At 67.8% G+C, this 23,405-nt stretch carries 27 protein-coding genes; 8 read left to right on the forward strand and 19 right to left on the reverse strand.

Going from position 1 to position 23,405, the window contains the following annotated elements:
* Window positions 1-23 precede the first annotated feature (23 nt).
* The 7 genes from DU478_RS11170 to DU478_RS11200 are packed head-to-tail and all read right to left on the reverse strand — an operon-like array spanning window position 24 to window position 4,974.
* Window positions 24-401 carry a hypothetical protein gene (locus tag DU478_RS11170; RefSeq protein WP_114511051.1) on the reverse strand — a complete coding sequence of 126 codons (378 nt, stop codon included), beginning with the start codon at window positions 399-401 and terminating at the stop codon, window positions 24-26.
* On the reverse strand, window positions 398-784 hold the full coding sequence (locus DU478_RS11175) for a response regulator (protein ID WP_114511052.1): 387 nt from the start codon (window positions 782-784) through the stop codon (window positions 398-400). Before DU478_RS11175 ends, DU478_RS11170 begins: the two co-directional genes overlap by 4 nt.
* Window positions 781-1,680: a CheR family methyltransferase gene (locus DU478_RS11180; RefSeq protein WP_114511053.1), complete on the reverse strand. Its 900-nt coding sequence runs from the start codon at window positions 1,678-1,680 to the stop codon at window positions 781-783. Before DU478_RS11180 ends, DU478_RS11175 begins: the two co-directional genes overlap by 4 nt.
* Entirely contained in the window at window positions 1,677-2,162 is a 486-nt protein-coding gene (locus DU478_RS11185) for a chemotaxis protein CheW (RefSeq protein ID WP_114511054.1), read from the reverse strand. The genes DU478_RS11180 and DU478_RS11185 overlap by 4 nt, the downstream gene beginning before the upstream one ends.
* Window positions 2,146-4,284 carry a chemotaxis protein CheA gene (locus tag DU478_RS11190; RefSeq protein ID WP_114511055.1) on the reverse strand — a complete coding sequence of 713 codons (2,139 nt, stop codon included), beginning with the start codon at window positions 4,282-4,284 and terminating at the stop codon, window positions 2,146-2,148. The genes DU478_RS11185 and DU478_RS11190 overlap by 17 nt, the downstream gene beginning before the upstream one ends.
* A 1-nt stretch (window position 4,285) precedes the next feature.
* Window positions 4,286-4,660, reverse strand: coding sequence for a response regulator (locus DU478_RS11195; RefSeq protein WP_114511056.1), 375 nt, complete (start codon window positions 4,658-4,660; stop codon window positions 4,286-4,288).
* Window positions 4,657-4,974 carry an STAS domain-containing protein gene (locus DU478_RS11200; protein WP_233501204.1) on the reverse strand — a complete coding sequence of 106 codons (318 nt, stop codon included), beginning with the start codon at window positions 4,972-4,974 and terminating at the stop codon, window positions 4,657-4,659. Before DU478_RS11200 ends, DU478_RS11195 begins: the two co-directional genes overlap by 4 nt.
* A 170-nt stretch (window positions 4,975-5,144) precedes the next feature.
* Between DU478_RS11200 and DU478_RS11205 the strand changes: the two genes are divergently transcribed.
* Window positions 5,145-6,146 carry an LLM class flavin-dependent oxidoreductase gene (locus tag DU478_RS11205; RefSeq protein ID WP_114511057.1) on the forward strand — a complete coding sequence of 334 codons (1,002 nt, stop codon included), beginning with the start codon at window positions 5,145-5,147 and terminating at the stop codon, window positions 6,144-6,146.
* Window positions 6,143-6,649, forward strand: a complete 507-nt coding sequence (locus tag DU478_RS11210; RefSeq protein ID WP_114511058.1) for a L,D-transpeptidase family protein — start codon at window positions 6,143-6,145, stop codon at window positions 6,647-6,649. The genes DU478_RS11205 and DU478_RS11210 overlap by 4 nt, the downstream gene beginning before the upstream one ends.
* On the opposite strand, the gene DU478_RS11215 is transcribed toward DU478_RS11210, so the two are convergent.
* Both DU478_RS11215 and DU478_RS11220 read right to left on the reverse strand, forming a co-directional pair.
* Window positions 6,646-7,671: a permease gene (locus tag DU478_RS11215; RefSeq protein ID WP_114511059.1), complete on the reverse strand. Its 1,026-nt coding sequence runs from the start codon at window positions 7,669-7,671 to the stop codon at window positions 6,646-6,648. The genes DU478_RS11210 and DU478_RS11215 overlap by 4 nt on opposite strands.
* Window positions 7,664-8,011 carry an ArsR/SmtB family transcription factor gene (locus tag DU478_RS11220; protein ID WP_114511060.1) on the reverse strand — a complete coding sequence of 116 codons (348 nt, stop codon included), beginning with the start codon at window positions 8,009-8,011 and terminating at the stop codon, window positions 7,664-7,666. Before DU478_RS11220 ends, DU478_RS11215 begins: the two co-directional genes overlap by 8 nt.
* Before the next feature lie 102 nt (window positions 8,012-8,113).
* Between DU478_RS11220 and DU478_RS11225 the strand changes: the two genes are divergently transcribed.
* Together DU478_RS11225 and DU478_RS11230 are read left to right on the forward strand one after the other, a co-directional pair.
* The gene (locus DU478_RS11225) at window positions 8,114-8,704 is read left to right on the forward strand and encodes a uracil-DNA glycosylase family protein (protein ID WP_114511061.1); all 591 of its coding nucleotides are present in this window, start codon (window positions 8,114-8,116) and stop codon (window positions 8,702-8,704) included.
* The gene (locus DU478_RS11230) at window positions 8,697-9,485 is read left to right on the forward strand and encodes an SseB family protein (protein ID WP_114511062.1); all 789 of its coding nucleotides are present in this window, start codon (window positions 8,697-8,699) and stop codon (window positions 9,483-9,485) included. Before DU478_RS11225 ends, DU478_RS11230 begins: the two co-directional genes overlap by 8 nt.
* A gap of 62 nt (window positions 9,486-9,547) precedes the next feature.
* On the opposite strand, the gene DU478_RS11235 is transcribed toward DU478_RS11230, so the two are convergent.
* From DU478_RS11235 to DU478_RS11270, 8 genes are read right to left on the reverse strand one after another with little or no spacing between them, the layout of a single operon-like run.
* Window positions 9,548-10,540, reverse strand: coding sequence for a P1 family peptidase (locus DU478_RS11235; protein WP_114511063.1), 993 nt, complete (start codon window positions 10,538-10,540; stop codon window positions 9,548-9,550).
* A 54-nt stretch (window positions 10,541-10,594) separates the two neighbouring features.
* Window positions 10,595-11,335 carry an SDR family oxidoreductase gene (locus DU478_RS11240; protein WP_114511064.1) on the reverse strand — a complete coding sequence of 247 codons (741 nt, stop codon included), beginning with the start codon at window positions 11,333-11,335 and terminating at the stop codon, window positions 10,595-10,597.
* On the reverse strand, window positions 11,332-11,871 hold the full coding sequence (locus DU478_RS11245) for a hypothetical protein (protein WP_114511065.1): 540 nt from the start codon (window positions 11,869-11,871) through the stop codon (window positions 11,332-11,334). Before DU478_RS11245 ends, DU478_RS11240 begins: the two co-directional genes overlap by 4 nt.
* Window positions 11,872-11,906: 35 nt before the next feature.
* Entirely contained in the window at window positions 11,907-13,508 is a 1,602-nt protein-coding gene (locus DU478_RS11250) for an ABC transporter ATP-binding protein (RefSeq protein ID WP_114511066.1), read from the reverse strand.
* Window positions 13,505-14,320, reverse strand: a complete 816-nt coding sequence (locus tag DU478_RS11255; RefSeq protein WP_114511067.1) for an ABC transporter permease — start codon at window positions 14,318-14,320, stop codon at window positions 13,505-13,507. Before DU478_RS11255 ends, DU478_RS11250 begins: the two co-directional genes overlap by 4 nt.
* Complete coding sequence (locus tag DU478_RS11260) at window positions 14,317-15,261, reverse strand: ABC transporter permease (protein ID WP_114511068.1); 945 nt, start codon at window positions 15,259-15,261, stop codon at window positions 14,317-14,319. Before DU478_RS11260 ends, DU478_RS11255 begins: the two co-directional genes overlap by 4 nt.
* A gap of 19 nt (window positions 15,262-15,280) precedes the next feature.
* Window positions 15,281-15,742 carry a GNAT family N-acetyltransferase gene (locus tag DU478_RS11265; protein ID WP_114511069.1) on the reverse strand — a complete coding sequence of 154 codons (462 nt, stop codon included), beginning with the start codon at window positions 15,740-15,742 and terminating at the stop codon, window positions 15,281-15,283.
* A gap of 25 nt (window positions 15,743-15,767) precedes the next feature.
* On the reverse strand, window positions 15,768-17,243 hold the full coding sequence (locus DU478_RS11270) for an ABC transporter substrate-binding protein (protein ID WP_114511070.1): 1,476 nt from the start codon (window positions 17,241-17,243) through the stop codon (window positions 15,768-15,770).
* A gap of 141 nt (window positions 17,244-17,384) precedes the next feature.
* Between DU478_RS11270 and panB the strand changes: the two genes are divergently transcribed.
* Together panB and panC are read left to right on the forward strand one after the other, a co-directional pair.
* Window positions 17,385-18,218: a 3-methyl-2-oxobutanoate hydroxymethyltransferase gene (panB, locus tag DU478_RS11275; RefSeq protein ID WP_114511071.1), complete on the forward strand. Its 834-nt coding sequence runs from the start codon at window positions 17,385-17,387 to the stop codon at window positions 18,216-18,218.
* Entirely contained in the window at window positions 18,215-19,060 is an 846-nt protein-coding gene (gene panC / locus DU478_RS11280; RefSeq protein WP_114511072.1) for a pantoate--beta-alanine ligase, read from the forward strand. Before panB ends, panC begins: the two co-directional genes overlap by 4 nt.
* A gap of 134 nt (window positions 19,061-19,194) precedes the next feature.
* Here the strand turns inward: panC and DU478_RS11285 are convergent, their stop codons facing one another.
* The gene (locus DU478_RS11285) at window positions 19,195-20,472 is read right to left on the reverse strand and encodes an acetylornithine deacetylase/succinyl-diaminopimelate desuccinylase family protein (RefSeq protein WP_114511073.1); all 1,278 of its coding nucleotides are present in this window, start codon (window positions 20,470-20,472) and stop codon (window positions 19,195-19,197) included.
* A gap of 67 nt (window positions 20,473-20,539) precedes the next feature.
* Window positions 20,540-21,490, reverse strand: coding sequence for a DUF2125 domain-containing protein (locus DU478_RS11290; protein ID WP_114511074.1), 951 nt, complete (start codon window positions 21,488-21,490; stop codon window positions 20,540-20,542).
* A 65-nt stretch (window positions 21,491-21,555) separates the two neighbouring features.
* Here DU478_RS11290 and DU478_RS11295 point away from each other — a divergent pair, with 65 nt between their 5' ends.
* Window positions 21,556-22,086 (forward strand): gamma-glutamylcyclotransferase, encoded by a 531-nt coding sequence (locus tag DU478_RS11295; protein WP_114511075.1) that lies wholly within the window; start codon window positions 21,556-21,558, stop codon window positions 22,084-22,086.
* Between the two features lie 76 nt (window positions 22,087-22,162).
* Window positions 22,163-23,404: a biopolymer transporter ExbB gene (locus tag DU478_RS11300; protein ID WP_233501205.1), complete on the forward strand. Its 1,242-nt coding sequence runs from the start codon at window positions 22,163-22,165 to the stop codon at window positions 23,402-23,404.
* Window position 23,405 lies beyond the last annotated feature (1 nt).

Consider the following 23,405-nt stretch of genomic DNA (forward strand, 5'->3'; position numbering starts at 1 on the left):
CTCCTTTTGGCGCAGTTCGGCCGTCAGAAAACGGTACAGACGCCGGTTTCGGGCATGTCTTTCGCCGCACGTTCCCCGCACCCGCCGGCGAGCCGTTCGGCCAGGGCGCGCAGGGGAACCCGGGACAGAGGCAAGCGGGTATCCACCGCATCTTCGGCCCACATGCCGGGTGCGGCGCTGTCCAGATACGCGGTCAGGGCGGATAATGACTGGCTGATCGTGTCCAGTTTCTGCAATTCCTTTATCGTGGCACTGCGCAGGGCGAGGTCCTCGCGCTGAAGCAGTTCGACTATCGCCCGCTCCACCTTTTGCACATGGGCGGCCAGAAGGTGGAGTTCGGCGCTCGTCCGCTCCGCGATGCTGCGCGAACTCAGCGCGACGAAAGGAACCTCATCGCTCACAGCCGGCCCACCACGCTTTCGATGCATTTGCGCATGGCGTCCGAGGTGAAGGGTTTCTTGATCATGTTGTTGAGGCCCAGGGTCTTTGCCTGCGCGACCAGCTCCGGTGTCGGTTTGCCGGTTACGAGGATGAAGCCGATTTTCTGCGTTGCCGGGGTCTGGCGCAGCGCTTTGAGCAGACCCAACCCGTCGAGACCTGGCATGTTGTAATCCGACAGGACGAGGTGCACGGGCTGGCCGGCAATCCGTTGATAGGCGGCGCGGCCGTCGTTTTCGGTGGCGTAGTTGCGCAGGCCGATGTCGTCCAGGGCCTGGGTGATAAGCCCGCGGCTGGTAGCCATGTCGTCGACGACCATGACCCGGAGCTGATCCTTCAAACTCATAGCGCGCCCTCCCGAAGTGGTGCTTTGGCCGTGGTGCCGGTGTGGCGATATGCGGTCACGCCAATGGTGGAAAACCGGCCGAGCATCGTGTCCGGCAGGCGCTCAGAATGTCCGATCAGCAAGGCGCCCCCCGTGGCGAGAACCGCTTCGAACCCGGACCAGAGGCGCGCCTGCGTCGGCTTGTCGAAATAGATCGCCACGTTGCGGCAAAGGATGATGTCGAAGGGGCCGCGCACGGGCCAGGGACCGATCAGGTTGAGGGTGTTGAAGGTCACCAGGGACCGTGGACCCGGTCCGATCTCGGCGGCGTCGGGCGGCACGGGACGGGTCCAGCGCCGGAGATGATCCGGCGTCAGGCCCGTCAATTCGTCGCTGCGGTATTGGCCCGCCCGCGCCCTTTCCATGACCGCCGGATCGATGTCTGTTGCGAGGATCTTGATATCGAACGCGGCCGCCTTCGGTTCCAGGTCGAGCAGGGTCATTGCAAGGGAATACGGCTCTTGTCCGGTCGAGCAGCCGGCGGACCAGAGACGCACGCGGCCTCCCTGCCGGGCACGTTCCAACAGGTCGGGCAGAAGCTCTTGCCGCAACAGGTCGAAGTGATGCGCCTCGCGGAAGAATTGCGTCACATTGGTGGTGAGCGCCGAGAGCAGTTGCACCTTTTCAGCCTCGTCCGAACCGGCCTCGAGCATGTCGATATAGGCCCCGAAGGAGGCGATGCCGCGGCTTCGGAGCCGCCGTGCCAGGCGGGAATAGACCAGCGGCTTCTTGGCCTCCGACAGGCTGAGCCCGAACTCTGCCAAAGCCAGGGCCGCGATGCGCCGGAAATCGCCATCTTCGAAGGAAAACTCCTGCGCGGGCGGAGAGGGCGGAGAGGGCGGAGGGGCAAGCGTCATGCGGCGACTCCGGCGGGCTGGTCGAGAACGGCCGTCAGGTTGATGACCCGGATCATCGTCTCTCCGGAAGAGATCACGCCCTGAATGCTGCTGCGCGTCGCCTCGGACTTGATGTCGGGGGTGGGCTGGATCTCGGCTGTATCGACCGACAGGATCTCGGAGACGGATTCCACCAGAAGGCCGATGGTATTGCCCTCTGCCGCCGCGACGATGACGACGTTGCGTTCGTTCGTGGGTGTCTGGCCAAGCCCGAAGCGCGCGGCGAGGTCGAAGATCGGAATGACTGCGCCGCGCAGGTTCATCACGCCAAGCACATCGTCGGGTGTGTGGGGCAAGGCGGTCACCGTGGTCCAGCGCCGGATTTCACGGATCTGCGTGATCTCGAGGCAGTAGCTTTGTCCGCCGGCGGAAAAAGTCACGAATTCGAAGATCGCGGAGGGCGGCGTGTCCTCCGTTTCGGTCGGGTCAAGTGCCGTCGACATGACGAAGCTCCTTTTGCACGGGGGGCGGCAGTCCGGCGCTGGGCTGCGCGCCCATGTTGAGGTTCACGAGTTCCTCGGGGTCGAGGATCAGGGCGATCTTGCCGTCGCCGAGGATCGTCGCCGCAGAAACGCCCGGAATGCGGCCGTAATTACTTTCCAGGCTCTTGATCACGACCTGGCGCTGGTCGTGGATCGCATCGACGCGCAGGGCGCTCATCCCACGCGGATCGGTGGCCACCAGAAGAAGGATGCCGCAGGGGGCCGGGCCGGAACGCCGAATCCCGAGGTTGGCGGCGACATCCACCACCGGCACGTAGTTGCCACGGATCGAGATGACCTGATCGTCGATGCCGATCCGGTGCAGGTCGCGCGCCTGCGGACGCACCGTTTCGAGGATCGAGGCGATGGGGATGACCATGGTCTGATCCGCCACCGAGATGACGAAGCCGTCGAGCACCGCCAGCGTCAGGGGCAGGACGATGGAGAAGGTCGACCCTTTTCCCGTCTGTGAACTGATCGACACGCGACCGCCAAGCGCCTGCACGGCGTTCTTGACTACATCCATGCCGACCCCGCGCCCCGAAAGGTTCGACACCGCGTTTGCCGTCGAAAAGCCCGGCAGGAACAGCAGGTTGTCGATCTCGGACTCGGTGAGTTCCGCATCGGCCGGGACCAGATTCTTGGCGATCGCCGTTGCGAGGATCCTTTCGCGGTTGAGCCCGGCGCCGTCGTCGGAGATCTCGATGAAGACGCTGCCCGAGCGGTGCGCCGCCGACAGCCTGATGGTGCCACAGGGGTCTTTGCCGGCGGCGATTCGCGCGTCGGGCGCTTCCAGGCCGTGATCCACGGCGTTGCGCACCATGTGGGTCATCGGATCGGCCAGCCGTTCGATCACCGTCTTGTCGACCTCGGTGGAGTCGCCCTGCGTCACGATGCGCGCGGTCTTTCCGGTGGCATCCGAGGCTTCGCGCACGATCCGCGACATGCGTTGGAACAGTGGTTTCACCGGTTGCGCGCGGATCGCCATGACGCCTTCCTGGATGTCACGGGCCAAAAGCTTGTAGGCTTCGAGTTCATTGGTCACGTGGGCGACAGACGGCAGGTCGAGCTCTTCGATCCGCTGCGAAATCATCGCCTGGTTGATGATCAGCTCTCCCACGGTGTTGATCAGCCGGTCGACCCGGTCGAGATCGACGCGCAGCGTGGGTTTCGGACCGCGCACCTCCTTTTCATGGGTCTTCCCGGCAGAGGCGGCCGGCGCCTCTGCGGCGATCGGGTCAGGGTCAGGCAGTGCAGAGGTGTCGGGCAGTTCGGTCAGGTCAGGAAGTCCGCCAAGGTCAGGAAGGTCGATCAGGCCGGGCGGCTCTGGCGCTGGCGCCGCCGCGCTGCTCTTGGTGATGTCGAGCGTGCATAGCGCTTCGACGAATTCGAAGATTTCGTGCAACAGCGTTTCGCTTTCCGTCGTGGTAAGCCGCAAGGTCCAGCCCAGATAGGCGTCGGTGGGATCGAACCCGTCGAACGCGGGAATGCCTGTCGTGTCGGCCGTTACCTCCAGCGTGCCCAGTTCTGCCAGCGCGTCGAAGAGCAAAAGCGGCTCGTGGCCGTTTTCGTAAAGCGCGCGCTTCGGGACGAAGGAAATCTCGAATGTATCGGGCGTAAGGACGGACGCCGATTCACCAAGGTCCAAGCCCATGGCCTCGAAGACGAAGTCTTCTTCTGCATCCTCGTCGCCGAGGTATTTCTGCAATTCCGACAGGACCGCGCCTGCCGCTTCGGCATTGGCCGGGACGTCGTCGCGCGCCGCTTCGACCAGGTTGGCCAGCTGATCGCCCGAACGGTGAAACAGCCGCATGAGATCTGCATCGGCGGTCAGCGATCCGGACCGCACCTTGTCGAGCACGGTCTCGAAGGTATGGGCGAAATCCACAAGCGCATCCAGCCCGAAGGCCCCGGCGCCGCCCTTGATCGAATGAACCGCGCGGAACACGGCGTTGACCGTATCCAAACTCTCGGCGGCGTCGGGCCCCGACGCTTCGAGACCGGCAAGCCCTTCGACCAGTGCTTCGAGAAGCTCTTCGCATTCCTCGAAGAACATGTCGCGGATGGAGGGTGCGCCCGACATCTCAGGCCGCGTTCCCGGTCAGGCGGCGGAGCACCGACACCAGCGACGCGTCGTCGAAGGGTTTCACGATCCAGCCGGTGGCGCCGGCGTCGCGGGCCCGCGTCTTGAGGTCGTCGGAGCTTTCGGTGGTCAGCACCAGGATCGGGACAGAGGTCTTGCGCGGCCCGCTGCGCAGCGTCTCGATCACGCCATATCCGTCCATGTTGGGCATGTTGATGTCGGTGATCACCACGTCCGGCTGCACCTCGGCAAAGCGCGCGACGCCGTCGACACCGTCCACTGCCGTGTGGAATTCGAAGCCGGCATTCTCCAGGGACATGCGCAGAAGGTTCCGGATGGTGCGGGAATCGTCGATGGCCAGTACCTTGGTGGTCATTGGGGCGTGTCCTTTGCGCAAGGGGCGGTATCGGGGTGGAGCGGGTCGAACTGGTGCGCGGGCAGTCCGAGACGTTCCAGACCGGCGGCGAAGCCCGGAGAGATATCGGTGACGCGGAACGGCCGGTCGTCCGCCTGCCACTGCTTCTGTGCCGCCAGCAGGATCTGCAGCCGGTAGGATTCGAGACGCTGCACGTCGCGCGCCGACAACGTCACGGCAGTAGACCGGGCGTCCTTGAGAAACGCCATCAGCGGGTCCGGCCCGGACAGCGGGCGCGTGGCCGCGAGGGCGTGAAAGGTGAGGTCCTTGGGCACGAAATCTCCTTCGGGGGCTCTTCGGTCGGTGCGCCCCGTGGTGTACGCGCGGTGTCTTAAGAAACCGTGCAGATCTCCCTCCGGCGACAGGGCTTTAAACGACGGACCGCCCCAAGGGGACTTGCGGCCCGGGGCAGGGTGCTTAGCTAGGAACGGAAAGGATTTGGCAGATGAAATATTCGCTTCTCGATCTCGCGCCCGTCCCCGAAGGCAGCGACACCGCGCAGGCGCTGCGCAACACCGGAGAGCTTGCGCAAAAGGCCGAAGGCTGGGGCTATCACCGCTATTGGCTGGCCGAGCATCACAACATGCCGGGCATCGCCAGCGCCGCCACCTCGGTGCTGATCGGCCATGTGGCGGGCCTTACCCGAGCGATGCGCATCGGCGCCGGCGGTATCATGCTGCCAAACCATGCGCCGCTGGCGGTGGCAGAACAGTTCGGCACGCTGGCCACGCTCTACCCGGACCGAATCGATCTGGGCCTGGGTCGGGCGCCCGGCGGCGACATGGCGGTGATGCGCGCGCTGCGCCTGCGGCAGGATGCCGGCGACCGCTTCCCCGAGGATGTGGCCGAGTTGCTGGGCTATTTCGGCCCCGAGACCCCTGACGCCCCTGTCGCGGCGCATCCGGGTCAGGGCACGCAGGTGCCGGTCTGGATCCTCGGCTCGTCGCTCTACGGCGCGCAGGTGGCGGCGCATTTCGGGCTGCCCTACGCCTTTGCCTCGCATTTCGCCCCCGCGGCGCTGGAGCAGGCCATCGCGGTTTATCGCCAGCGCTTCCAGCCGTCGGGCCGGCTGGAGAGGCCATATGTGATGATTGCCGCGAATGTCTTTGCCGCCGACACCGATGCCGAAGGGCTCCGGCTCAGGACCACGATGCAGCAGGCGTTCTACAATCTGCGGCTGGGCCGCCCGGGCAAGCTGCCGCACCCGGTGGACCGGATCGAAGAGGTCGTACCGGCGTCGGCCATGGCCGGTCTGGACGAGGCGCTGCGCATCTCCGCCGCCGGGGCGCCCGAGACCGTGGCCCGGCAACTGGCGCAGATCGCCGATGCCTATCAGCCCGACGAGATGATCCTGACCGGCCAGATCCACGATCACGCGGCGAGGCTGCGGTCTTTCGAGATCGCGGCGGAGGCCATGCAGTCACTAGAGCGGGAGCAGGCGGCATGAGCCCCGCCGACATGGTGCTGACCCGCCGGGGCCTGCGCTTTGCCGGGCAGTTCTGGCCCTGCACCATCGGCCGCGGCGGCGTCTCTCGTCACAAGCGCGAAGGCGACGGTGCGACGCCCGCGGGCGTGCACCGCATCGTGGGGATGCTCTATCGCCCCGACCGGTTGGCGCGCCCGACCGATTGGGCGTTGCCGATCCGGCCGGGCGACCTGTGGTCCGACGACATGGGCGACATCGACTACAATCAGATGGTCCGCGCGCCCTATCCGCACAGCCACGAAGCGCTGCGCCGCGCCGACCCGCTCTATGACCTGGTGATCCTGACCGACTGGAACTGGCCCTACGCCGTCAAGGGTCGGGGCTCGGCCATATTCCTGCACCAGCAGCGCCGCAAGGGGTTCCCGACCGAGGGCTGCATCGCCTTTCGCCGCGACCACCTTCAGCGCATCGCGCGGCTGATCGCCTACGAGACGCGGCTGATCGTGCCCGAGGCGCTGGCCTAAGCCACTGCGCCCCAAGCGAGCCCCGCGAGCACCGCGCCGACCACCGCGTAGCCCAGGTAGGCCACGAAGACGCGCGGCTTGACCAGCGCCCAGACCGCCACCGCCGCCGGGATGCAGCTGACCCCGCCCGCGATCACGAAGCTCATCGCCGCGCCTTGTGCCATGCCCTGCGCCAGCAGCGCGTCGACCAGCGGCACCGCCGCATAGCCGTTGAGGTAGGCGGGCGCCCCGATCAGCGCGCCAAGCAGGATTGTCCCGACACCGTCACCGCCGAGGAAACCGGCAATCGCGTCCGCGGGGATGTAGTAGATCATCACCGCCTCGATCACATAGGCCAGCGTCAGCCATTTCAGCAGGAAGAGGCCGTTGGTGAGGCCCGTGTCACGGAAGGTCTCGCGCCGTTCGGCGTGCTGCCAGAACTGCCAGACCGGCGCGCCCGAGAACGGCTTCTTCACCCCGCAGCAGCCTCCGACCTGCGGCTGTTCCCGCAGCGGGTCGCGGAACACCGGGCTTTGGGCAAAGACCATCGTGCCGAACCCACCCGCGAGCCCGATGCCCACCGCCGCCAAAGTCTTGGCCACGGCGAAATCCCAGCCCAGGGTACCGGAGGTGATCAGGAACATCGCCGGGTCCATCAGCGGCGAGGCGAGCCAGAAGGCCATCACCGCCGACAGCGGCGCGCCCACGGCCAGAAGGGCCGCGATGAAGGGGATGACCTCGCAGGAACAGAAAGGCGACAGCCCGCCCAGCAGGGCGGCGAGGAAAATCATCCGGCTCTGCCGCCCCTCGAAAGCGCGTGCCAGCAGCGTCTCGGCCCCGCTGGCCTTGAGCCAGGCCACCGCAAGAACGGCAAAGACGATGAACGGCGCGGTGTGCCAGAGCGCGCCGGCGGCAAAGATCACCGTCGGCACGAACTGCGGCCAGTCGAGAACCGCCACCAGCAGCAGGATCGCCAGCGTGGCAATCCAGGCCTTGTCGATCCGCGGTCCGCGCCGCTGCGGGGCAGTGGTGATGTCAGCCATGGTCGTGATCCTCCGGGGCCAGCGGACCGCAGTCCGAACAGCAGTTCCTGAGCAGGAAATCCGACAGCTTGCGTACCTCGTCATAGGCGACGGCGGCGCAGATGATGCTGCGCCCCTGCCGCGCCTGCCGCACCAGTCCCGCCTGCGACAGGATCTTGAGGTGGTGGGTCAGCGTCGATCCGGTCACACCGGCACGGTTGCCCAGGTCGCCGATGCTCAGACCGTCAGGTCCCGCCTTGACCAGCACCCGCAACACGCCAAGGCGCTGCTCCGAGCCCAGGGCGGCGAAGGCCGAGGCGGCCAGTTCGAGGGCGAGGTCGTCTGTCGAATCCATTTTCATGTTTCTAGAATTATCGAAATGTTTTGGTCGCGCAAGTCATAATTCGAAAAACTTCGAAATGACCTGCTGCCCTTCGGCCTGCCGCGTACTATCCTGCCCCTCATGACCGACCTGCCGACCGCCATCTCTGCCTGCACGCTCTGCGCCGACCGCTTCGCCGCCACCGCAACCGCGCACAGCCCGCGCCCCGTGGTCTGGTTTCGGCCCGGCGCGCGGCTGCTGATCGCGGGACAGGCGCCCGGAATGCGGGTGCACAAGTCGGGCAGGCCCTTCGACGACCCCTCGGGCGACCGCCTGCGCGACTGGCTGGGTCTGTCTCGTGAGGTCTTCTACGACACCTCCCGCGTGGCCATCGTGCCGATGGCGTTCTGCTTTCCGGGCTACGACGCCAAGGGATCGGACCTGCCGCCGCCGCCGATCTGCCGCCGGACCTGGCACGACCAGGTGATGCAGGCGCTGCGCGACGTGCCGCTGAAAGTGGTGATCGGCGGCTACGCGCAGAAATACCACCTCGGCACCCGCGCGGGCGTGACCGACACCGTACATGGCTGGCGCGACCATCTGCCCGGCACGATCCCCTTGCCGCATCCGTCCTGGCGCAATACCGCTTGGCTCAAACGCAACCCGTGGTTCGAGACCGATCTGCTGCCCGACCTGCGGCGACGCATCGACGAGGTGATGACCGATGGATGAAACCCCGCTGGACACGGCCCATGCCGCCATGCAGGCCGCCCCCGAGGACGATGCTGCGCGTCTGCGCTTCTACGAGCGCATCGCAACGGCGGAACTGTACCTGCTGCTGACCGAAGAGCCGGAGGGCGAAAAGATCAGCCCGCGGCTTTTCGAAGCCGATGGCGCAACCTTCGTGCTGGTTTTCGACCGCGAGGAACGGCTGGGGGCCTTCGCGCAATCCACCGCCCCCTTCGCCGCGCTGCCCGGCCGGACCCTGGTGGGGATGATCGCGGGGCAGGGGCTGGGGCTCGGCCTCAACCTCGACGTCGCCCCCTCGTCCTTCCTGATGGGCGACGAGGCCGTGGACTGGCTCGCCGCGACGCTAGACGCCACGCCGGCCGAGGCCGCGGCGCGGCCGCAGGAATTCCACCCGCCGCGCGGCCTGCCCGAGGCGCTGCTGACGGCGCTCGACGCAAGGCTGGGCCTTGCGGCCGGCCTCGCGCGCAAGGCCTACCTCGCCGGGGTGATCTATGACGACGGTGCCCGCGGCCACCTGCTTGGACTGACAGGCACCGTTCCGGGGGCAGAACCGACGCTCGCCCGTGCCGTCAACGAGGCGCTGGTCTTCTCCGGCATCGACGCAGGTGCGCTCGACGTGGTGTTCCTCAAGGACAGCGATCCCACCACCGCGCAGCTTGCTCGCGTCGGCTTGCGCTTCGACCTGCCCGAACCGCCCGCCACCCCGGAGCACACGCCCAAAGCGCCCGGCAGCGATCCCGACCGCCCCCCAAGACTACGCTGATCCCAAGCTTCATCTTGCCCCTGAACCTCCGGGGAGCGCGAGGGGCAGCGCCCCTCGCCGTGCTACAGTTGCAATTCCGTGCGCACCGTCGGCAGCAGATCGCCCGGGGCCGGCGTCGCCTCCCACACGGCCCGGGCGATGGCGCGGCTGAGACAGACACTCGTGGCGTGACCCAAGGCACCGGGGTCGCTGGCGGCACGCGCCCCGGTGGACACCGCAAAGACCAGGTCGCCATCGAAAGGCGTGTGCGACGGCACGATGGCGCGGGCCATGCCGTCATGGGAGGCGACGGCAAGCCGTTGGCATCCGGCCTTGTCGAGCGTCGCATCGGTGGCGACGATGGCGATGGTGGTGTTGCCCTGCGCGGCCATGGCGGCGCTTTTGCGACTGGCGGGCAGGTCTTGCAGACCCGGCGTCGGATCCGGCCCCAGCCCGCCGAACTCATCCCCTATCTCGAAGGGCGCGGCCCAGAAATGGCGCCCCGACGGCGTGGTGACGCTGCCCAGCGGGTTCACTGCGACCAGCGCACCCACGGTGCTGCCATCGGCGAGGACCAGGGAGGCGGACCCCAGCCCGCCCTTGTGCATCGCCGTCTGCGCACCGGACCCGGCGCCGGTGCTGCCCAGCCCGAAATTTTCGGCCACCGCGTCGTAGGCTGCGCGCCCGAGCGCCGGGTAGGGGTTTTCCGACCATCCCTTGTCGCCGCCGTTCAGCAGGTCGAAGAGGATCGCCGCAGGCGCCAGCGGCACCCGCACCGGCCCTACGGCAAAGCCGCGCCCGGCGGCGCGTAACCCGGCCATGACCCCGTCCGCCGCCGCAAGGCCGAAGGCGCTGCCGCCAGAGAGCACCAGCGCATCGACGCCCGGCACGGTCTTGTCGGGTGCCAACAGGTCGGTCTCGCGCGTGCCCGGCGCGCCGCCCATCACCGCGACAGAGCAGGTGAAGGGCACATCGGCGGTCAGCACCGTGACGCCGGATTTCAGCGCCGCGTCGTCGGCGTTGCCGACCCGCAGGCCGGCAATGTCGGTGATGAGGTTGCGCTGTCCGGGTCGCATGGCCGTCCTTTCACATGGGGGCGCTTATTCGCCCGTGCGGGCGTCTGCGCGGCGTCAGATGCAACGGCCGCCGTCCACTTCCATGCAGACGCCGGTGATCATGCTGGCCTCGTCCGAACAGAGGTAGAGCGCCGCGTTGGCCAGATCTTCGGGCGTCGAAAACCGGCCCAGCGGAATCGTCGAGAGAAACTTCGCCCGCATTTCCGGCGTGTCCTCGCCCATGAAGCTTTTCAGCAGCGGCGTTTCCCCCGCCACCGGGTTGAGCGCGTTGACGCGTATGCCGAACGGCGCAAGCTCCACCGCCATGGCCCGGGTCGCAGTGTTCATCCAGCCCTTGGACGCATTGTACCAGTTGAGCCGGGGCCGCGGCGACACCCCGGCGGTGGAAGCGATGTTGAGGATCGTGCCCGCGCCCGTCGCCTTCATCTGCGGCACCAGCGCCCGCGCGGCAAGGTAGACCGACTTGCAGTTCACCGCGAAGACCCGGTCGAAATCCGCTTCCGTCACCTCCTCCATGAACGCCGGCAGATGCGTCACCCCGGCGTTGTTCACGAGGATGTCGATGGAGCCCATCAGTTCGGTCGCGCGCTCGATCATCGCCGAGACGGATGCGCCGTCGGCCACGTCGACCCGGTGCCCCAGACCGCCGAACTCCTCGGCCACGGCCATGGCAGCCTTTTCGTTGATATCCGCCACCATGACCCGCGCGCCTTCGGCCAGAAAGCGCCGCGCGATGCCCGCGCCGAAGCCCGATCCGGCGCCGGTGACGATGGCGGTCTTGCCGTCCAGTCTCATGTCTCTCTCCCGTGTTTTTTCTCGGCCCGGCGCGCCGCGACCATGAGGTAAAGCGCCACCAGCGCCCCGATCGCCCCGCCGATGTAACTCGCGTCGTGCATCAGCCCGGCGCGGACGAAGCCGGTGCGGTCCGCCACGCCCTCGGGCACCGGCATGTCCGCGACGAAGCCTGCGCCGCCGAGGGTCAGGCCCACCGCCAGCCCGGCCATGGCGCAGAACAGCGTGATCACCAGCACCGCTGCGATGGCGCCGATCCCGGCAGCGAGGTAGCGGCTGGGGCTGCGCAGTGTCGCCAGCCCCAGCGCAAAGGCCGGAAGGCCCACGAGCGGCCCCATCCACCAGCTGGCGCGCCACCCCACCAGCGCCGCGCCAAGGCGGTTGTGCATGTCCGGGTTGATGCCGAACTGGGCGAACTTGAACCCGTGGAAATAGTCCGGCCCCACGGAATAGCTCAGCTGGTTGTGCAGCGCGCCGAACAGACCCGCAGCCACGGCGGCGGCGCAGAGCAGGATAACGAAGATCAGCGGCTTAGACATGCTGTGCCCCCGTGGATCGGCGCGCTTTGGCGGGGTCATGGGGCAGGGGACGCGGCATCGGCTTCTCCGTCTGGCAGGTCGGGCAGGCGCGGGGCCGCCGCGATCAGGGCTTGCGTGTAGGGGTGGCGTGGTGTCTCCAGCACCTGCGCGGTCGGGCCTTCCTCGACGATCCGGCCGTCCTTGAGCACCAGCACCCGGTCGGTGACCGACCGCACGACGCTGAGGTCATGGCTGATGAAAAGATAGGTCAGCCCGTGTTGCCGGGTGAGACCCGCGATCAGGTCGAGGATCTGCGCCCGCACCCGCACATCCAGCGCCGAAACCGCCTCGTCGAAGATCACCAGTTCCGGCCGGGTGATCAGCGCGCGGGCGATGGCGATACGCTGGCGCTGGCCGCCGGAGAAGGCGTGGATATAACGCTCGGCCGCCTCCGGCTCCAGCCCCACCGAGGTCAGCGCCTCGGCCACCGCCCGGGAGCGGTCAGCACCGCGCGGCGCGTTCGCGAGGGCGTGGAACGGCTCCGCCACCAGCCGCGCGACGCGGTGGCGCGGGTTGAAGCTGGCGTAGGGGTCCTGGAACACCACCTGCATCCGGCGGGTCGTCTCCGGGCCCACCGGCGCTCCGTCCAGCGTGATGCGCCCGGCCTGCACCGGCTCCAGCCCCAAAATGGCGCGGGTCAGTGTGGATTTGCCCGAGCCCGACTCGCCCACCAGCCCGACCCGTTCGCCGCGGCGGATGGCAAAGCTCACGTCCGCAAGCGCGCGGTGATGCCGGCGCGGCGCGAAAAGCCGCGTTCGGGGCAGCGCGTAGTCGCGGCGCACGTTCTCGACGGTCAGAAGGGGCGCGCCGGGCCGGGCGGGGCCAAGGTCGGCGCGGTGCCGCGAGGCGGCGAAGAGGCTGCGGGTATAGGCATGGCGGCGGCGGGCGAAGACCTCGGTCGTCGGACCCTGCTCGACGATCCGGCCGCGCTGCATCACCGCGATGCGATCGGCAAAGCGCGACACGACGGCAAGGTCGTGGGTGATCATCATCAGGCCCATGTCGAAATCCTGCACCAGCCCGCGCAGCAGGTCCAGGATCTGCGCCTGCGTGGTGACGTCGAGCGCGGTGGTGGGCTCGTCCGCGATGAGCAGCTTCGGGCGCAGGGCGATGGCCATGGCGATGCCGACGCGCTGCCTTTGCCCGCCCGACAGGGCATGCGGATAGCTGTACAGGGGAAACCGGTCGGGCGGCAGGCCGACCCGGGTCAGCACCTCGGCGGCGCGGGTCTTGGCCTCGGCGCGAGTCGCGCCGGTATGGATGCGGATGGTCTCGGCCACCTGCGCGCCGATGCTCTGCACCGGGTTGAGCGCGGTCATCGGCTCCTGGAACACCATGCCCATGCTCTGCCCGCGATGGGCGCAGAGTTGCGCTTCGGGCAGGGTCAGAAGGTCCGTGCCGTCCAGCATGACCGCGCCGCGCGCCTCTGCGCCATCGGGCAAGAGGCCCATGGTCGCGAGCGCCGTCATCGACTTGCCCGAACCCGACTCGCCGGTCAGCGCGACGATCTCTCCGGCGCCGATGCTCAGGCAGACATCGCTCAGGACCGGCGTACCGTGGATCGCCACGTCGAGGGCATGGATGTCCAGAAGGCTCATGTCCGCAGCACCCGCAGTTTCGGGTCCAGCAGGTCGCGCAGACCGTCGCCCAGCAGGTTCAGCCCCAGCACCATGCCGACGATGGCCAGCCCCGGCACCACCGCCACATGCGGCGCGAGCGCCACCATCGTCTGCGCATCCGCCAGCATCCGGCCCCAGGATGGCACCGGCGGCTGCGCGCCGAGGCCCACGTAGCTCAGCCCCGCTTCGGCAAGAATGCCGAGGCTGAACTGGATGGTGCCCTGCACGATCAGCAGGTTGGCGAGATTGGGCAGGATGTGTTCGGCGCTGATGCGCAGCCCGGATTTCCCCGCCACCCGCGCGGCGAGGATGAAATCCCGGGTCCAGAGCGGCAGCGCCGCCCCCCGCGCAAGCCGGGCGAAGACCGGGATGTTGAAGATGCCGATGGCGATGATCGCGTTGACCGCGCTGGGACCGAAGACGGCGGTGATCAGGATTGCGATGACAAGGCTCGGGAAGGCGAAGACCAGGTCGTTGAACCGCATGATCGCCTCGTCCAGCCAGCCGCTGCGCCGCGCCGCGGCCCAGAGCCCCAGCGGCACGCCCAGCCCCATGCCGATGCCCACGGCGACCAGCGCCACGGCGATCGAGGTGCGCGCACCGACCATGATCATGCTCAGGATATCGCGGCCGAAGTGATCGGTGCCCAGCAGGTGGTCCGCGTCGGGCGGGCGCAGGCGCTGGGCGATGCTCATTGTCTCGACATCGTAAGGCGTCCAGACGAAGGACAAGAGCGCCGCGCCAACGAAAAGCGCGGTGAGCGCGAGGCCGAGGATCAGCGTCCGGCTCATCTGCGCGTCCGAAGCCTTGGATCGGCCGCCGCATAGGCAAGGTCGACGGCAAAGTTCACGGTGATCACGGCAAAAACCAGCAGCATCACCACCGACTCGACGACAATGAGATCGCGCTGCGAGATCGCCTGGAAGATCAGCCGCCCGAGACCCGGCAGGAAGAACACCTGCTCGATGATGATCGCCCCCGCCAGCAGGAAGGAGAATTGCAGCCCGATGATGGTCAGCACCGGAATGAGCGCGTTGCGCAGCGCGTGGCGCCAAAGCACCTGGCCGCGGCTCAGCCCCTTGGCGCGGGCGGTACGTATGTAATCCTCGCCCAGCGTGTCCAGCAGGGACGAGCGCATCACCCGTGTCAGGATCGCCGCCTGCGGCAGGGCCAGCGCAATGGCGGGCAGCGTCAACGCCTTTAGTGCGGCCAGAGGGTCGTCCCAGCCCGGAAAGCCGCCGGCGCTGAACCAGCCGAGGTTGATGGCGAAGAGCAGCACCAGCAGCATGGCGAACCAGAAATTCGGCACCGCCACGCCCAGCTGCGTCGCCGCCGTCACGCCGATATCCGCCGCCTTGCCCCGGCGCGACGCGGCCAGCAGGCCCGCCGGAAAGGCGATGCAGGTCGACAGCGTCAGCGCATAAAGCGCCAGCGGCAGCGACACCCAGAGCCGGTCGGCAATCATCTGCGCCACCGGCGTGCGGTAGGTGTAGGACACGCCGAAATCGCCGGTGAGCATACCGCCCAGCCAGTCCAGGTATCGCTCCGGTCGCGACACGTCGAGGCCAAGTTCCGCGCGCAGCGCCGCCACCGTGTCGGGCTGCGCGTTGAGGCCCAGCATGTAGGCGGCCGGATCGCCCGGGGCCACCTCAACCACCAGGAAGATTACCGCCGAGGCGACGAGGAGCGAGATCGCGAGCGACGCAAGACGGGTGAGCGTATATCTCAGCATTTGGCGCGCCGCCGCCGCATCAGGACAGGATCAGCCGCTTGACGATGCGGCCCTCGCCGGTGCGGTCGGTGCGGAACCCCATCGCCTCGTAATAGGTGAGCCCGTCGTCGTTGTCGGCGGCGATATTGGCGTCGAGCGCCGGAAGAGCCGCCGCGCGCGCCGCCTGCAATGTCGCCGCGAAAAGCCGCCGTCCGATCCCCTGCCGTGCCGCATCGGGGGCCACATGCGTGCCGATGTTGCCATAGCCTTCGGGCACGTCGAAGGGGTCGTCCGGCCCTGGCAGCAGCAAGACCTGAAGCCCCAGGATGCGCCCGGTGTCGTCCTCGGCCACTTGGCTCGCGACAAGTTCGGGGTTCGAAACATAAGTCGCACGAACGAAGTCCGGATCGCAGGGGCGGATGCGCTTGCCGGCATCCCGCAAGGCGCCCAGCATGGCACTGATCGGCCCTGTGTCGGCCTTTGTCGTCGGTCTGATCTTCATGGCCGTTCCTGCGTCGCGCCGGGGCTCACTCGGCCCAGCTCACGCCGGTCAGGTCGGTGGCCTGGGTCGGCTGGTTCTCCCACAGACCGCGTAGCCGCGCATCCGCGACGGTGGGAAAGGCCAACTGGAAAAGGTAGGCGTTGACGTGATCCTCGGCGATCATACGTTGCGCCTGGTGCAGCAGCTCGGTCCGCGCCGCCATGTCGGAGGTGGCCGACAGCTCTTTCATCAGCGCCTGGAAGTCGGGGTTGTCGTACTGGAAGTAGTAATCCGGCCGGGCGTAGATGTTGATGTCGGCGGGTTCGGTGTGGCTGACGATGGTCAGGCCGAAGTCCTTGCCGCGAAACACTTCCTCAAGCCATTGCGCCCATTCCAGGTTGGTGATCTCGGTCTCGATCCCCACCGCGCGCAGCTGTGCCCCCACGATCTCTCCGCCGCGCCGGGCGTAAGAGGGCGGCGGAAGTTTCAGCGTCGTGGTGAAGCCGTCGGCAAACCCCGCCTCGGCCAGCAGGGCCCGCGCCTTCTCGGGATCGAAGGGCGAGAAGTCCATGAGGTCGAGGTAATCGGGATTGTGCGGCGCGAAATGCGTGCCGATGGGGGTGCCAAGGCCGAACATCGCGCCATCGATGATGTCCTGGCGGTTGATCGCATGGGCCACGGCGGCCCGCACCAGCGCGTTGTCGAAGGGCGGCTGGCCGTTGTTCATCGCCAGGATCGTCTCGCCCTCGGTCGAGCCGACGAGCACCTGGAAGCGCGGATCTGCTTCGAACTGCGGCAGGTTCTCGGGCGCGGGATAGCCCGCGAAGGCGTCGATGTCCTGCGCCATCATCGCGGCAAAGGCCGCCGTCGGGTCCGAGATGAACTTGAAGGTCGCGGCCTCCAGCGCCGGGGCCTCGCCCCAGTAGTCGGCATAGCGCGCAAGCTCGATGCGGTCGCCCTGCACCCATTCCTCGAACCGGAACGGACCGGTCCCCACCGGCGCCTGCTTGATAGCGTCGATGCTTTCCGGCGCCACGATCACAGCATCGCCCCAGGCGAGGTTGAAGGGCAGGGCGCCGTTGGGCTGCGAAAGCGTGATCCGAACCGTCTGCGGATCCGGCGCCGTCACCTCGGCGATATCCTCGAACAGCGCCTTCTGCGCATTGGCGCTGTCCTCGGCCCGGGCGCGGTCGAGCGTGAATTTCACGTCCTCGGCATTCATCGCCGTGCCATCGTGGAAGGTCACGCCGTCGCGCAGATCGAAGGTGTAGGTCAGCCCGTCGTCGCTCACCTCCCAGCGTTCCGCGAGCCCGGGCAGGATCCCGCCATCGGCGCCGAACCGGGTCAGCCCCTCGAAGACATTGGCATAAAGCACCGAGTCGATGGCCCCCGCCGCCGCCGAAGTCGGATCAAGATGCGGCGGCTCCAACTGCAGGGCGATGGTGAGGTCGCTTTGCTGCGCGGCGGCAGGCCCGGCAACGAGGGCCGCCGCGGCGGCAAGGGAAAGGAAGGGGCGGCGCATGTGGCTCTCCTGTCGCGATCTTTGGGGCGAGTGTCCGCGGAAACGCGCGGTCTTTCAAGCGGTCGGCACGGTAAATCGCTGGCGATGCGGCGGCGGTCTTGGTAGACGCGCGGCAATGCCCGCCGTGATGGAGCCTTTGCCATGAGCGCAACCGCCCGCAAGACCGCCCCGCTGCCCGAGGACATCCGTGCCCGCAAGGGCGGCGTGCCGATCGTGTCCCTGACCGCCTACACGACGCCCATGGCGCAGGCGATGGACGGGGTCTGCGACTTCGTGCTGGTCGGGGATTCCGTCGGCATGGTGCTGCACGGCCTGCCCTCGACCCTGGGCGTGACGATGGAGATGATGATCCTGCACGGCCGCGCCGTGGCGCGCGGGCTCAAGGCGTCGATGATGGTTGTCGACATGCCCTTCGGGTCCTACGAGGAAAGTCCCGAACAAGCGTTTCGCAATGCCGCCCGGATCATGGCCGAGACCGGGGCCGGCGCGGTCAAGCTTGAAGGCGGGGGGAGCATGGCCGCGACCATCGCCTTTCTGGTGGCGCGCGGCGTCCCGGTGATGGCGCACGTAGGCCTCACGCCGCAGTCGATCAACACGCTGGGCGGCTACAAGGTGCAGGGCCGCGGCGACGCGGGCACAGCCCTTCTGGCCGATGCGCAGGCGGTGGCCAAGGCCGGGGCCTTTGCGGTGGTGCTGGAGAAGGTGCCGCAAAGCCTCGCCGACCGGACCACCGCAGAGGTCGCCATCCCCACCATCGGCATCGGCGCCTCGGCGGGCTGCGACGGGCAGATCCTCGTGGTCGACGACATGCTGGGGCTCTTCACCGCCTTCAAGGCGAAGTTCGTGAAACGCTACGCGCACCTGGGCGACGATGCCCGCGCCGCCATCGCCGCCTATGCCGAAGAGGTGAAGGCCCGCCGCTTTCCGGCGCCCGAGCATGTGTTCGGCGACGCCTCACCGGAGAAGAAGCCGTGAGCGTGCCGATCCTCCGCAGCCTGCCCGACTTGCGCGCCGCCGTCGCGGGCTGGAAGGCCGCGGGCGAAAGCGTCGGCGTTGTGCCGACCATGGGCGCGCTGCACGACGGCCACCTGAGCCTGGTGCGCGCGGCCAAAGCGGGCTGCGACCGGGTGATCGTGACGATCTTCGTCAATCCCAAGCAGTTCAACTCGGCCGAAGACCTCGCGAACTATCCCCGCACCGAAACCGAGGATGCGCGCAAGCTGGCGCCGCTCGCCGTCGATGCGGTCTATGTGCCCGATGGCGAGACGATGTATCCGCCGGGCTTTGCCACGACCGTCTCGGTGGCGGGCCTGACGGACGTGCTGTGCGGTGCGATGCGGCCCGGGCATTTCGACGGGGTGGCGACGGTGGTGACCAAGCTTTTCACGCAGACGCGGGCCGACCGCGCCTATTTCGGTGAAAAGGATTACCAGCAGGTGCAGGTTGTGACGCGGCTGGCGCGGGATCTCGACCTGGGCGTGACGGTCGTGCCATGTCCCACTATCCGCGAAGAGGATGGCCTCGCCATGTCCTCGCGCAACCTGTTGCTGTCGGACCGCGCCCGCGTCTGGGCGCCGGAGTTGCACCGCGCGATGGAGGAGATGGCCGAGGGATTGCTGGCGGGCGGCTGTGCGTCCGACCTGCGCTCTCAGGCCGTAGCGCGGCTGGAGCGGGCAGGGTTCACCAAGGTGGAATATCTCGACCTGCGTGCCTGCGAAGACTTGCGGCTGCTGGAGAGACCCGAGGTGCCGGCACGCCTGCTTGCCGCGGCTTGGCTGGCCGGGGTGCGCCTGATCGACAATATCGCGGTCGGGTAGCGCCGGAGTGGGGGCCAGCCCCCACACCCCCGGAGATTTATTGGCAAGATGAAGGAGGATCGCGTCGCGCCCCCGGCTTCATCTTGCCGATAAACTCCCGCCGGAGGCTCCGGCGCGTGCCAAGAACACCGCGCTCAATCGTTTAGAAGCAAGGTTTCAAGCGTCCGCCCCATGACGCGGGCGCTGTCGAGCATGTCGGTGACGCCGATCCATTCATCCGGCTTGTGCGCCAGCTCAAGGATGCCCGGCCCGTAGGCGATGCAGTTTTTCAGCTTGCCGATGCGGTCGATATGTTTCTGGTCGTAGCTGCCGGGAGAGGCGACAAAGGCCGCCTCCTGCCCGAGCGTGTCGCGGATGGCCTGCGCCACGGTGGTCACGATCGGCGCGTCGCGGTCGGTCATCGACGGCAGCACGCGGTTCAGTTCGCGAATCTCGTAGTCGAAATTCGGCCGCCGCGCCTTGAGGTCGTCAAGCAGGGCGATGACCTCGGACGACACCGCGTCGATGCCTTCTTCGATCAGGAACCGCCGGTCGATGACGATGCGGCAGCTGTCGGGCACGCAATGCGCGGGCAGGCCGTCGAAATCCGGCGGGTTCTCGGGCTGGCCGCCGTGGATAGCGTTGATGTTCATCGTCGACTGCCGCGCGCCCTCGGGCACCACCGGCATGTCGGTGGTGCGCGCCGCCATGGCAGGGAACAGCCGCTCTTCGAAGGCTTGCAGCACAGCGCCCATGTGGCGCACGGCACAATCCCCGAGGAACGGCATGGAGCCGTGCGCGATCTCGCCCCTGGTCTCGATCTCGGCCCACCAGCCGCCGCGGTGGCCGAGGCAGATGCGGTCCTTGTTCAGCGGTTCGGGGATGATCACGTGCTGCACGCGCTGCGGAGAAAACCAGCCCTGTTCGGCAAGGTAGGCAACGCCGCCATAGCCGCCCGATTCCTCGTCCGCCGTGCCGGAGATTTCGATGGCCCCGGCAAAGTCCGGGTGCTGGCCCAGGAACGCCTCGGCGGCGATGATCGACGCGGCAAGACCGCCCTTCATGTCGCAGGCGCCGCGGCCATAGATGCGGTCGTCGTCAAGCTCTGCCCCGAACGGGTCGCGGGTCCAGCCTTGGCCGACTTCGACCACATCCGTATGCGAGTTGAAATGCACGCAGGGCCCCGGCCGCGTGCCGTCGCGCCGCGCGATGAGGTTCCAGCGCGGGTAGCGGTCCGAATCGCCCGGCGTGCCGGTGGCGCGGATCAGCGTGCAGGCAAAGCCCGAGGCTTCGAGCCGCGTTTTCAGCAGATCGCAGACCGCCGCATACTCCGCGCCCGGCGGGTTCAGCGTCGGAATGCGGATCAGCGCCTGGGTGAGCGCGATCAGGTCCTCGCGCAGATCGGCGATGCGGTGGCCAAGCGGGTCGGACATGGAACCTCTCTTTGCGGCACGTGGACCCGGAGTGTCGGGCGGATCGGGGCCCGCCGCAAGCCCGGCCTCAGGGCAGGCGCAGCCGCGGTGCTGGCCCCAGCGGGATCAGCCCCACTGACATCTGGCCGTCGTCGAAGCGCAGCGTCAGGTCGAGCGTGTCGCCGCCGCCCGACACCAGCGAGACCATTTCGAGCAGCCCGCGCACCGCCTCTTCGGGGCCGCCGCCGTCGGCGCCCTGCGTGTCGAGATAGGCCCGCCAGTCCTCGGCGCGCAGGTCGAGCGCGCCGTCGAGCCGGCCGGAACCGTCCACGTCCACATCGCCGTTGATCTGCACGGTCATCGGGTCCAGGGTCTGTCGAATCGTGCGGATTTCGAACCGATTGGGCCGCGGTGGACGGCGCTGGTCGATCCGCAGGGGCGCGTCGAGATGCGCGGTGAGATCGAGCCGCAGGTCCGTGGCGGGCGTTTCCTGCCCGGTCGTGCCCAGCGATGCGGCCCCGGCGGCGAGGCGGTAGGCCAGCTCGTCGCCCTCGAGCACTTCGAGCGCCGCGCGCGGCTGGTCGAGCGTCACCGGCGACGCATCCTCGGGCGCCACGGTCAGCGATTGCGCCTCGGCATTGGCCCGCAGAATGCGGCCGGCGGCGGTAAAGACCAGGCTGGCGCGCTGACCGGCCCCGTCCACGGCGTAACGGATGCCATCGACGGTCACGGCATGCGCATCGGGCCAGACGGCGATCACGTGACCGGGTTTGTAGGTCAGCTGGAACACCTGGAAGAATGGCGCCTGCCAGCGCAAGCCGCCGTCCGGAGAGGTCACGTCGACCGCCTGCAGCGTCACGTCGAGCCGGTTGGGGAAGCCGCGGATGCCGAGATCTTCATAGGCGATCTGCCAGCCCTCGGCGCGGGCCTGCACCACGGCGCGGTCGATCTCGGACCGCAGCGCCTGTGCCTGCCAATACCAGAAGGCCGACCAGCCAAGCGCCGCCAGCACGATCACGAGGATCAGTTTCTTCAGCATCGTCCCGCCCTTTCGTCTGCCTGCGCGATGGTGTTTACAGAGCCGCGACAGAGAGGACCAGACGCATGGCTTTATGGGTGTTCGGATACGGATCACTTTTGTGGAACCCCGGCTTCGAGGTGGTGGCGCAGGAACATGCGCGGCTGCCGGGCTATGCCCGCAGTTTCTGCATGCGCTCGATCCATCACCGCGGCACGGAGGCCGAGCCGGGACTGGTGCTGGCGCTGGACGAACAGCCGGATGCCGTCTGCGAGGGGCTGGCCCTGCGCGCCCGCGACGATCAGGCCGATGCGGTGCTGAAATATTTGCGCGAGCGCGAGCTGATCTCTTCGGCCTACGTCGAAAAGCTGCTGCCGGTGACCCTGGCGGACGGACGCACCATCGAGGCGGTGACCTACGTGATCGACGCTGACCATGTGCAGTATTGCGCCGGGCTTGGCCTCGAGGACCAGGCGCAGATCATCGCCAAGGCGGTCGGCGGACGCGGGCCCAACACCGAATATCTCTACAACACCACCGCGCATCTCGACAGCCTCGGCATCCCCGATGCAGAGCTGCAATGGTTGGTGTCCCGCGTGCGGGCGCTCACGGCTTAACCGCTTGGCTTTGTTGAGGTGACGGCCTAGAGTCGCCCGAGTTTACGGTGACAACAACGCGTCAGGAGCGGTCCGCATGGATCAGCCGGACCACGAGGCCGAGCCCTATTTCTCGCAGCCGATCCGCCAGATCCTGATGATGGTGGCGGTGCTGGTGCTGTCGGCGGTCGGCGTCTTCCTGGCGCTGCCGCGGGTGCTGCCGGTGTTCCAGGCCAATCCCTATCTCAACGGCTTCATCGTGCTGGTCTTCCTGATTGGCGTGGTGGCGACCTTCTGGCAGGTGGCGCAGCTGATGATCTCGGTGCGCTGGATCGAGGAGTTCACGTCCACCCGCACCCGCGACGACCAGAGCCGTCCACCGCAGCTTCTGGCGCCGCTGGCGACGCTGCTGCGGTCGCGCGGCAAGCGGATGCAGATCAACACCACCTCGACCCGCTCGATCCTCGACTCCGTAGCGCAGCGCATCGACGAGGCGCGCGAGATCACCCGCTACATCGTGTCGCTGCTGATCTTCCTCGGGCTTCTGGGCACCTTCTACGGTCTTGCCACCACGGTGCCGGCGCTGGTGGACACGATCCGGTCGCTGGTTCCGCAGGAAGGCGAAAGCGGGGCGGACCTGTTCTCGCGCCTCATGGGCGGGCTGGAATCGCAGCTGGGCGGCATGGGCGTGGCCTTCGCGTCGTCGCTGCTGGGCCTTGCAGGATCGCTGATCGTCGGTCTGCTGGAGCTGTTCGCCGGGCACGGACAGAACCGCTTCTACCGTGAACTCGAGGAATGGCTGAGCTCGATCACCCGGCTGGGCTTTTCCAGCGGCGACGGCGAGGGCGGGTCGGACATGTCCGCGGCGGCGATGGCGCTCGATCAGATGGGCGACCAGATGGACGCGCTGCAGGCAATGTTCGCCCAGGCCGAGGACAGCCGCGGCGAGGTCGAGAACCGGCTGGGCCAGCTGGCGGATTCGCTGGAACGCATGACCGAGCGGATGGAGGCCACGGCCCCCAGCGGCACGGCTCTGGCGCGGATCGCCGAGGGGCAGGAGCGGCTGATCGAGGTGCTGCAGAGCCGCGAAGCCGGCGACGGCGGCATGGACGCGGAAAGCCGGATGCGGCTGCGGTCGATCGACGTGCAGATGCTGCGCATCCTCGAAGAGATCAGCGCCGGACGGCAGGAAAGCATGGCGGAGCTGCGCACCGACCTCTCGGCGCTCAGCCGCGTGCTGGGTCAGATGGGCCGACGGGCCGAAACGGCGGGCGGCGGCCAGCCGCGCACCATGCGCGTGCCGCGGCCGCAGCCTAAGGCGGAAGGCAAGGGGGACTAGG

The organism is Thalassococcus profundi, from assembly GCF_003344785.1.
GTDB classification, from domain to species: domain Bacteria; phylum Pseudomonadota; class Alphaproteobacteria; order Rhodobacterales; family Rhodobacteraceae; genus Puniceibacterium; species Puniceibacterium profundi.

Bases quoted from the DNA above. Each gene is read 5' to 3' on its own strand.
- DU478_RS11195 (WP_114511056.1), bottom strand. From the start codon at position 4,660: ATGACCACCAAGGTACTGGCCATCGACGATTCCCGCACCATCCGGAAC.
- DU478_RS11215 (WP_114511059.1), bottom strand. From the start codon at position 7,671: ATGGCTGACATCACCACTGCCCCGCAGCGGCGCGGACCGCGGATCGAC.
- panB (WP_114511071.1), top strand. From the start codon at position 17,385: ATGAGCGCAACCGCCCGCAAGACCGCCCCGCTGCCCGAGGACATCCGT.
- DU478_RS11180 (WP_114511053.1), bottom strand. From the start codon at position 1,680: ATGACGCTTGCCCCTCCGCCCTCTCCGCCCTCTCCGCCCGCGCAGGAG.
- DU478_RS11250 (WP_114511066.1), bottom strand. From the start codon at position 13,508: ATGAGCCTTCTGGACATCCATGCCCTCGACGTGGCGATCCACGGTACG.
- DU478_RS11240 (WP_114511064.1), bottom strand. From the start codon at position 11,335: ATGAGACTGGACGGCAAGACCGCCATCGTCACCGGCGCCGGATCGGGC.
- DU478_RS11290 (WP_114511074.1), bottom strand. From the start codon at position 21,490: ATGCTGAAGAAACTGATCCTCGTGATCGTGCTGGCGGCGCTTGGCTGG.
- DU478_RS11260 (WP_114511068.1), bottom strand. From the start codon at position 15,261: ATGCTGAGATATACGCTCACCCGTCTTGCGTCGCTCGCGATCTCGCTC.
- DU478_RS11185 (WP_114511054.1), bottom strand. From the start codon at position 2,162: ATGTCGACGGCACTTGACCCGACCGAAACGGAGGACACGCCGCCCTCC.
- DU478_RS11295 (WP_114511075.1), top strand. From the start codon at position 21,556: ATGGCTTTATGGGTGTTCGGATACGGATCACTTTTGTGGAACCCCGGC.
- DU478_RS11230 (WP_114511062.1), top strand. From the start codon at position 8,697: ATGGATGAAACCCCGCTGGACACGGCCCATGCCGCCATGCAGGCCGCC.
- DU478_RS11220 (WP_114511060.1), bottom strand. From the start codon at position 8,011: ATGAAAATGGATTCGACAGACGACCTCGCCCTCGAACTGGCCGCCTCG.
- DU478_RS11300 (WP_233501205.1), top strand. From the start codon at position 22,163: ATGGATCAGCCGGACCACGAGGCCGAGCCCTATTTCTCGCAGCCGATC.
- DU478_RS11210 (WP_114511058.1), top strand. From the start codon at position 6,143: ATGAGCCCCGCCGACATGGTGCTGACCCGCCGGGGCCTGCGCTTTGCC.
- DU478_RS11245 (WP_114511065.1), bottom strand. From the start codon at position 11,871: ATGTCTAAGCCGCTGATCTTCGTTATCCTGCTCTGCGCCGCCGCCGTG.
- DU478_RS11235 (WP_114511063.1), bottom strand. From the start codon at position 10,540: ATGCGACCCGGACAGCGCAACCTCATCACCGACATTGCCGGCCTGCGG.
- DU478_RS11205 (WP_114511057.1), top strand. From the start codon at position 5,145: ATGAAATATTCGCTTCTCGATCTCGCGCCCGTCCCCGAAGGCAGCGAC.
- DU478_RS11225 (WP_114511061.1), top strand. From the start codon at position 8,114: ATGACCGACCTGCCGACCGCCATCTCTGCCTGCACGCTCTGCGCCGAC.
- DU478_RS11265 (WP_114511069.1), bottom strand. From the start codon at position 15,742: ATGAAGATCAGACCGACGACAAAGGCCGACACAGGGCCGATCAGTGCC.
- DU478_RS11190 (WP_114511055.1), bottom strand. From the start codon at position 4,284: ATGTCGGGCGCACCCTCCATCCGCGACATGTTCTTCGAGGAATGCGAA.
- DU478_RS11255 (WP_114511067.1), bottom strand. From the start codon at position 14,320: ATGAGCCGGACGCTGATCCTCGGCCTCGCGCTCACCGCGCTTTTCGTT.
- DU478_RS11175 (WP_114511052.1), bottom strand. From the start codon at position 784: ATGAGTTTGAAGGATCAGCTCCGGGTCATGGTCGTCGACGACATGGCT.
- DU478_RS11270 (WP_114511070.1), bottom strand. From the start codon at position 17,243: ATGCGCCGCCCCTTCCTTTCCCTTGCCGCCGCGGCGGCCCTCGTTGCC.
- DU478_RS11285 (WP_114511073.1), bottom strand. From the start codon at position 20,472: ATGTCCGACCCGCTTGGCCACCGCATCGCCGATCTGCGCGAGGACCTG.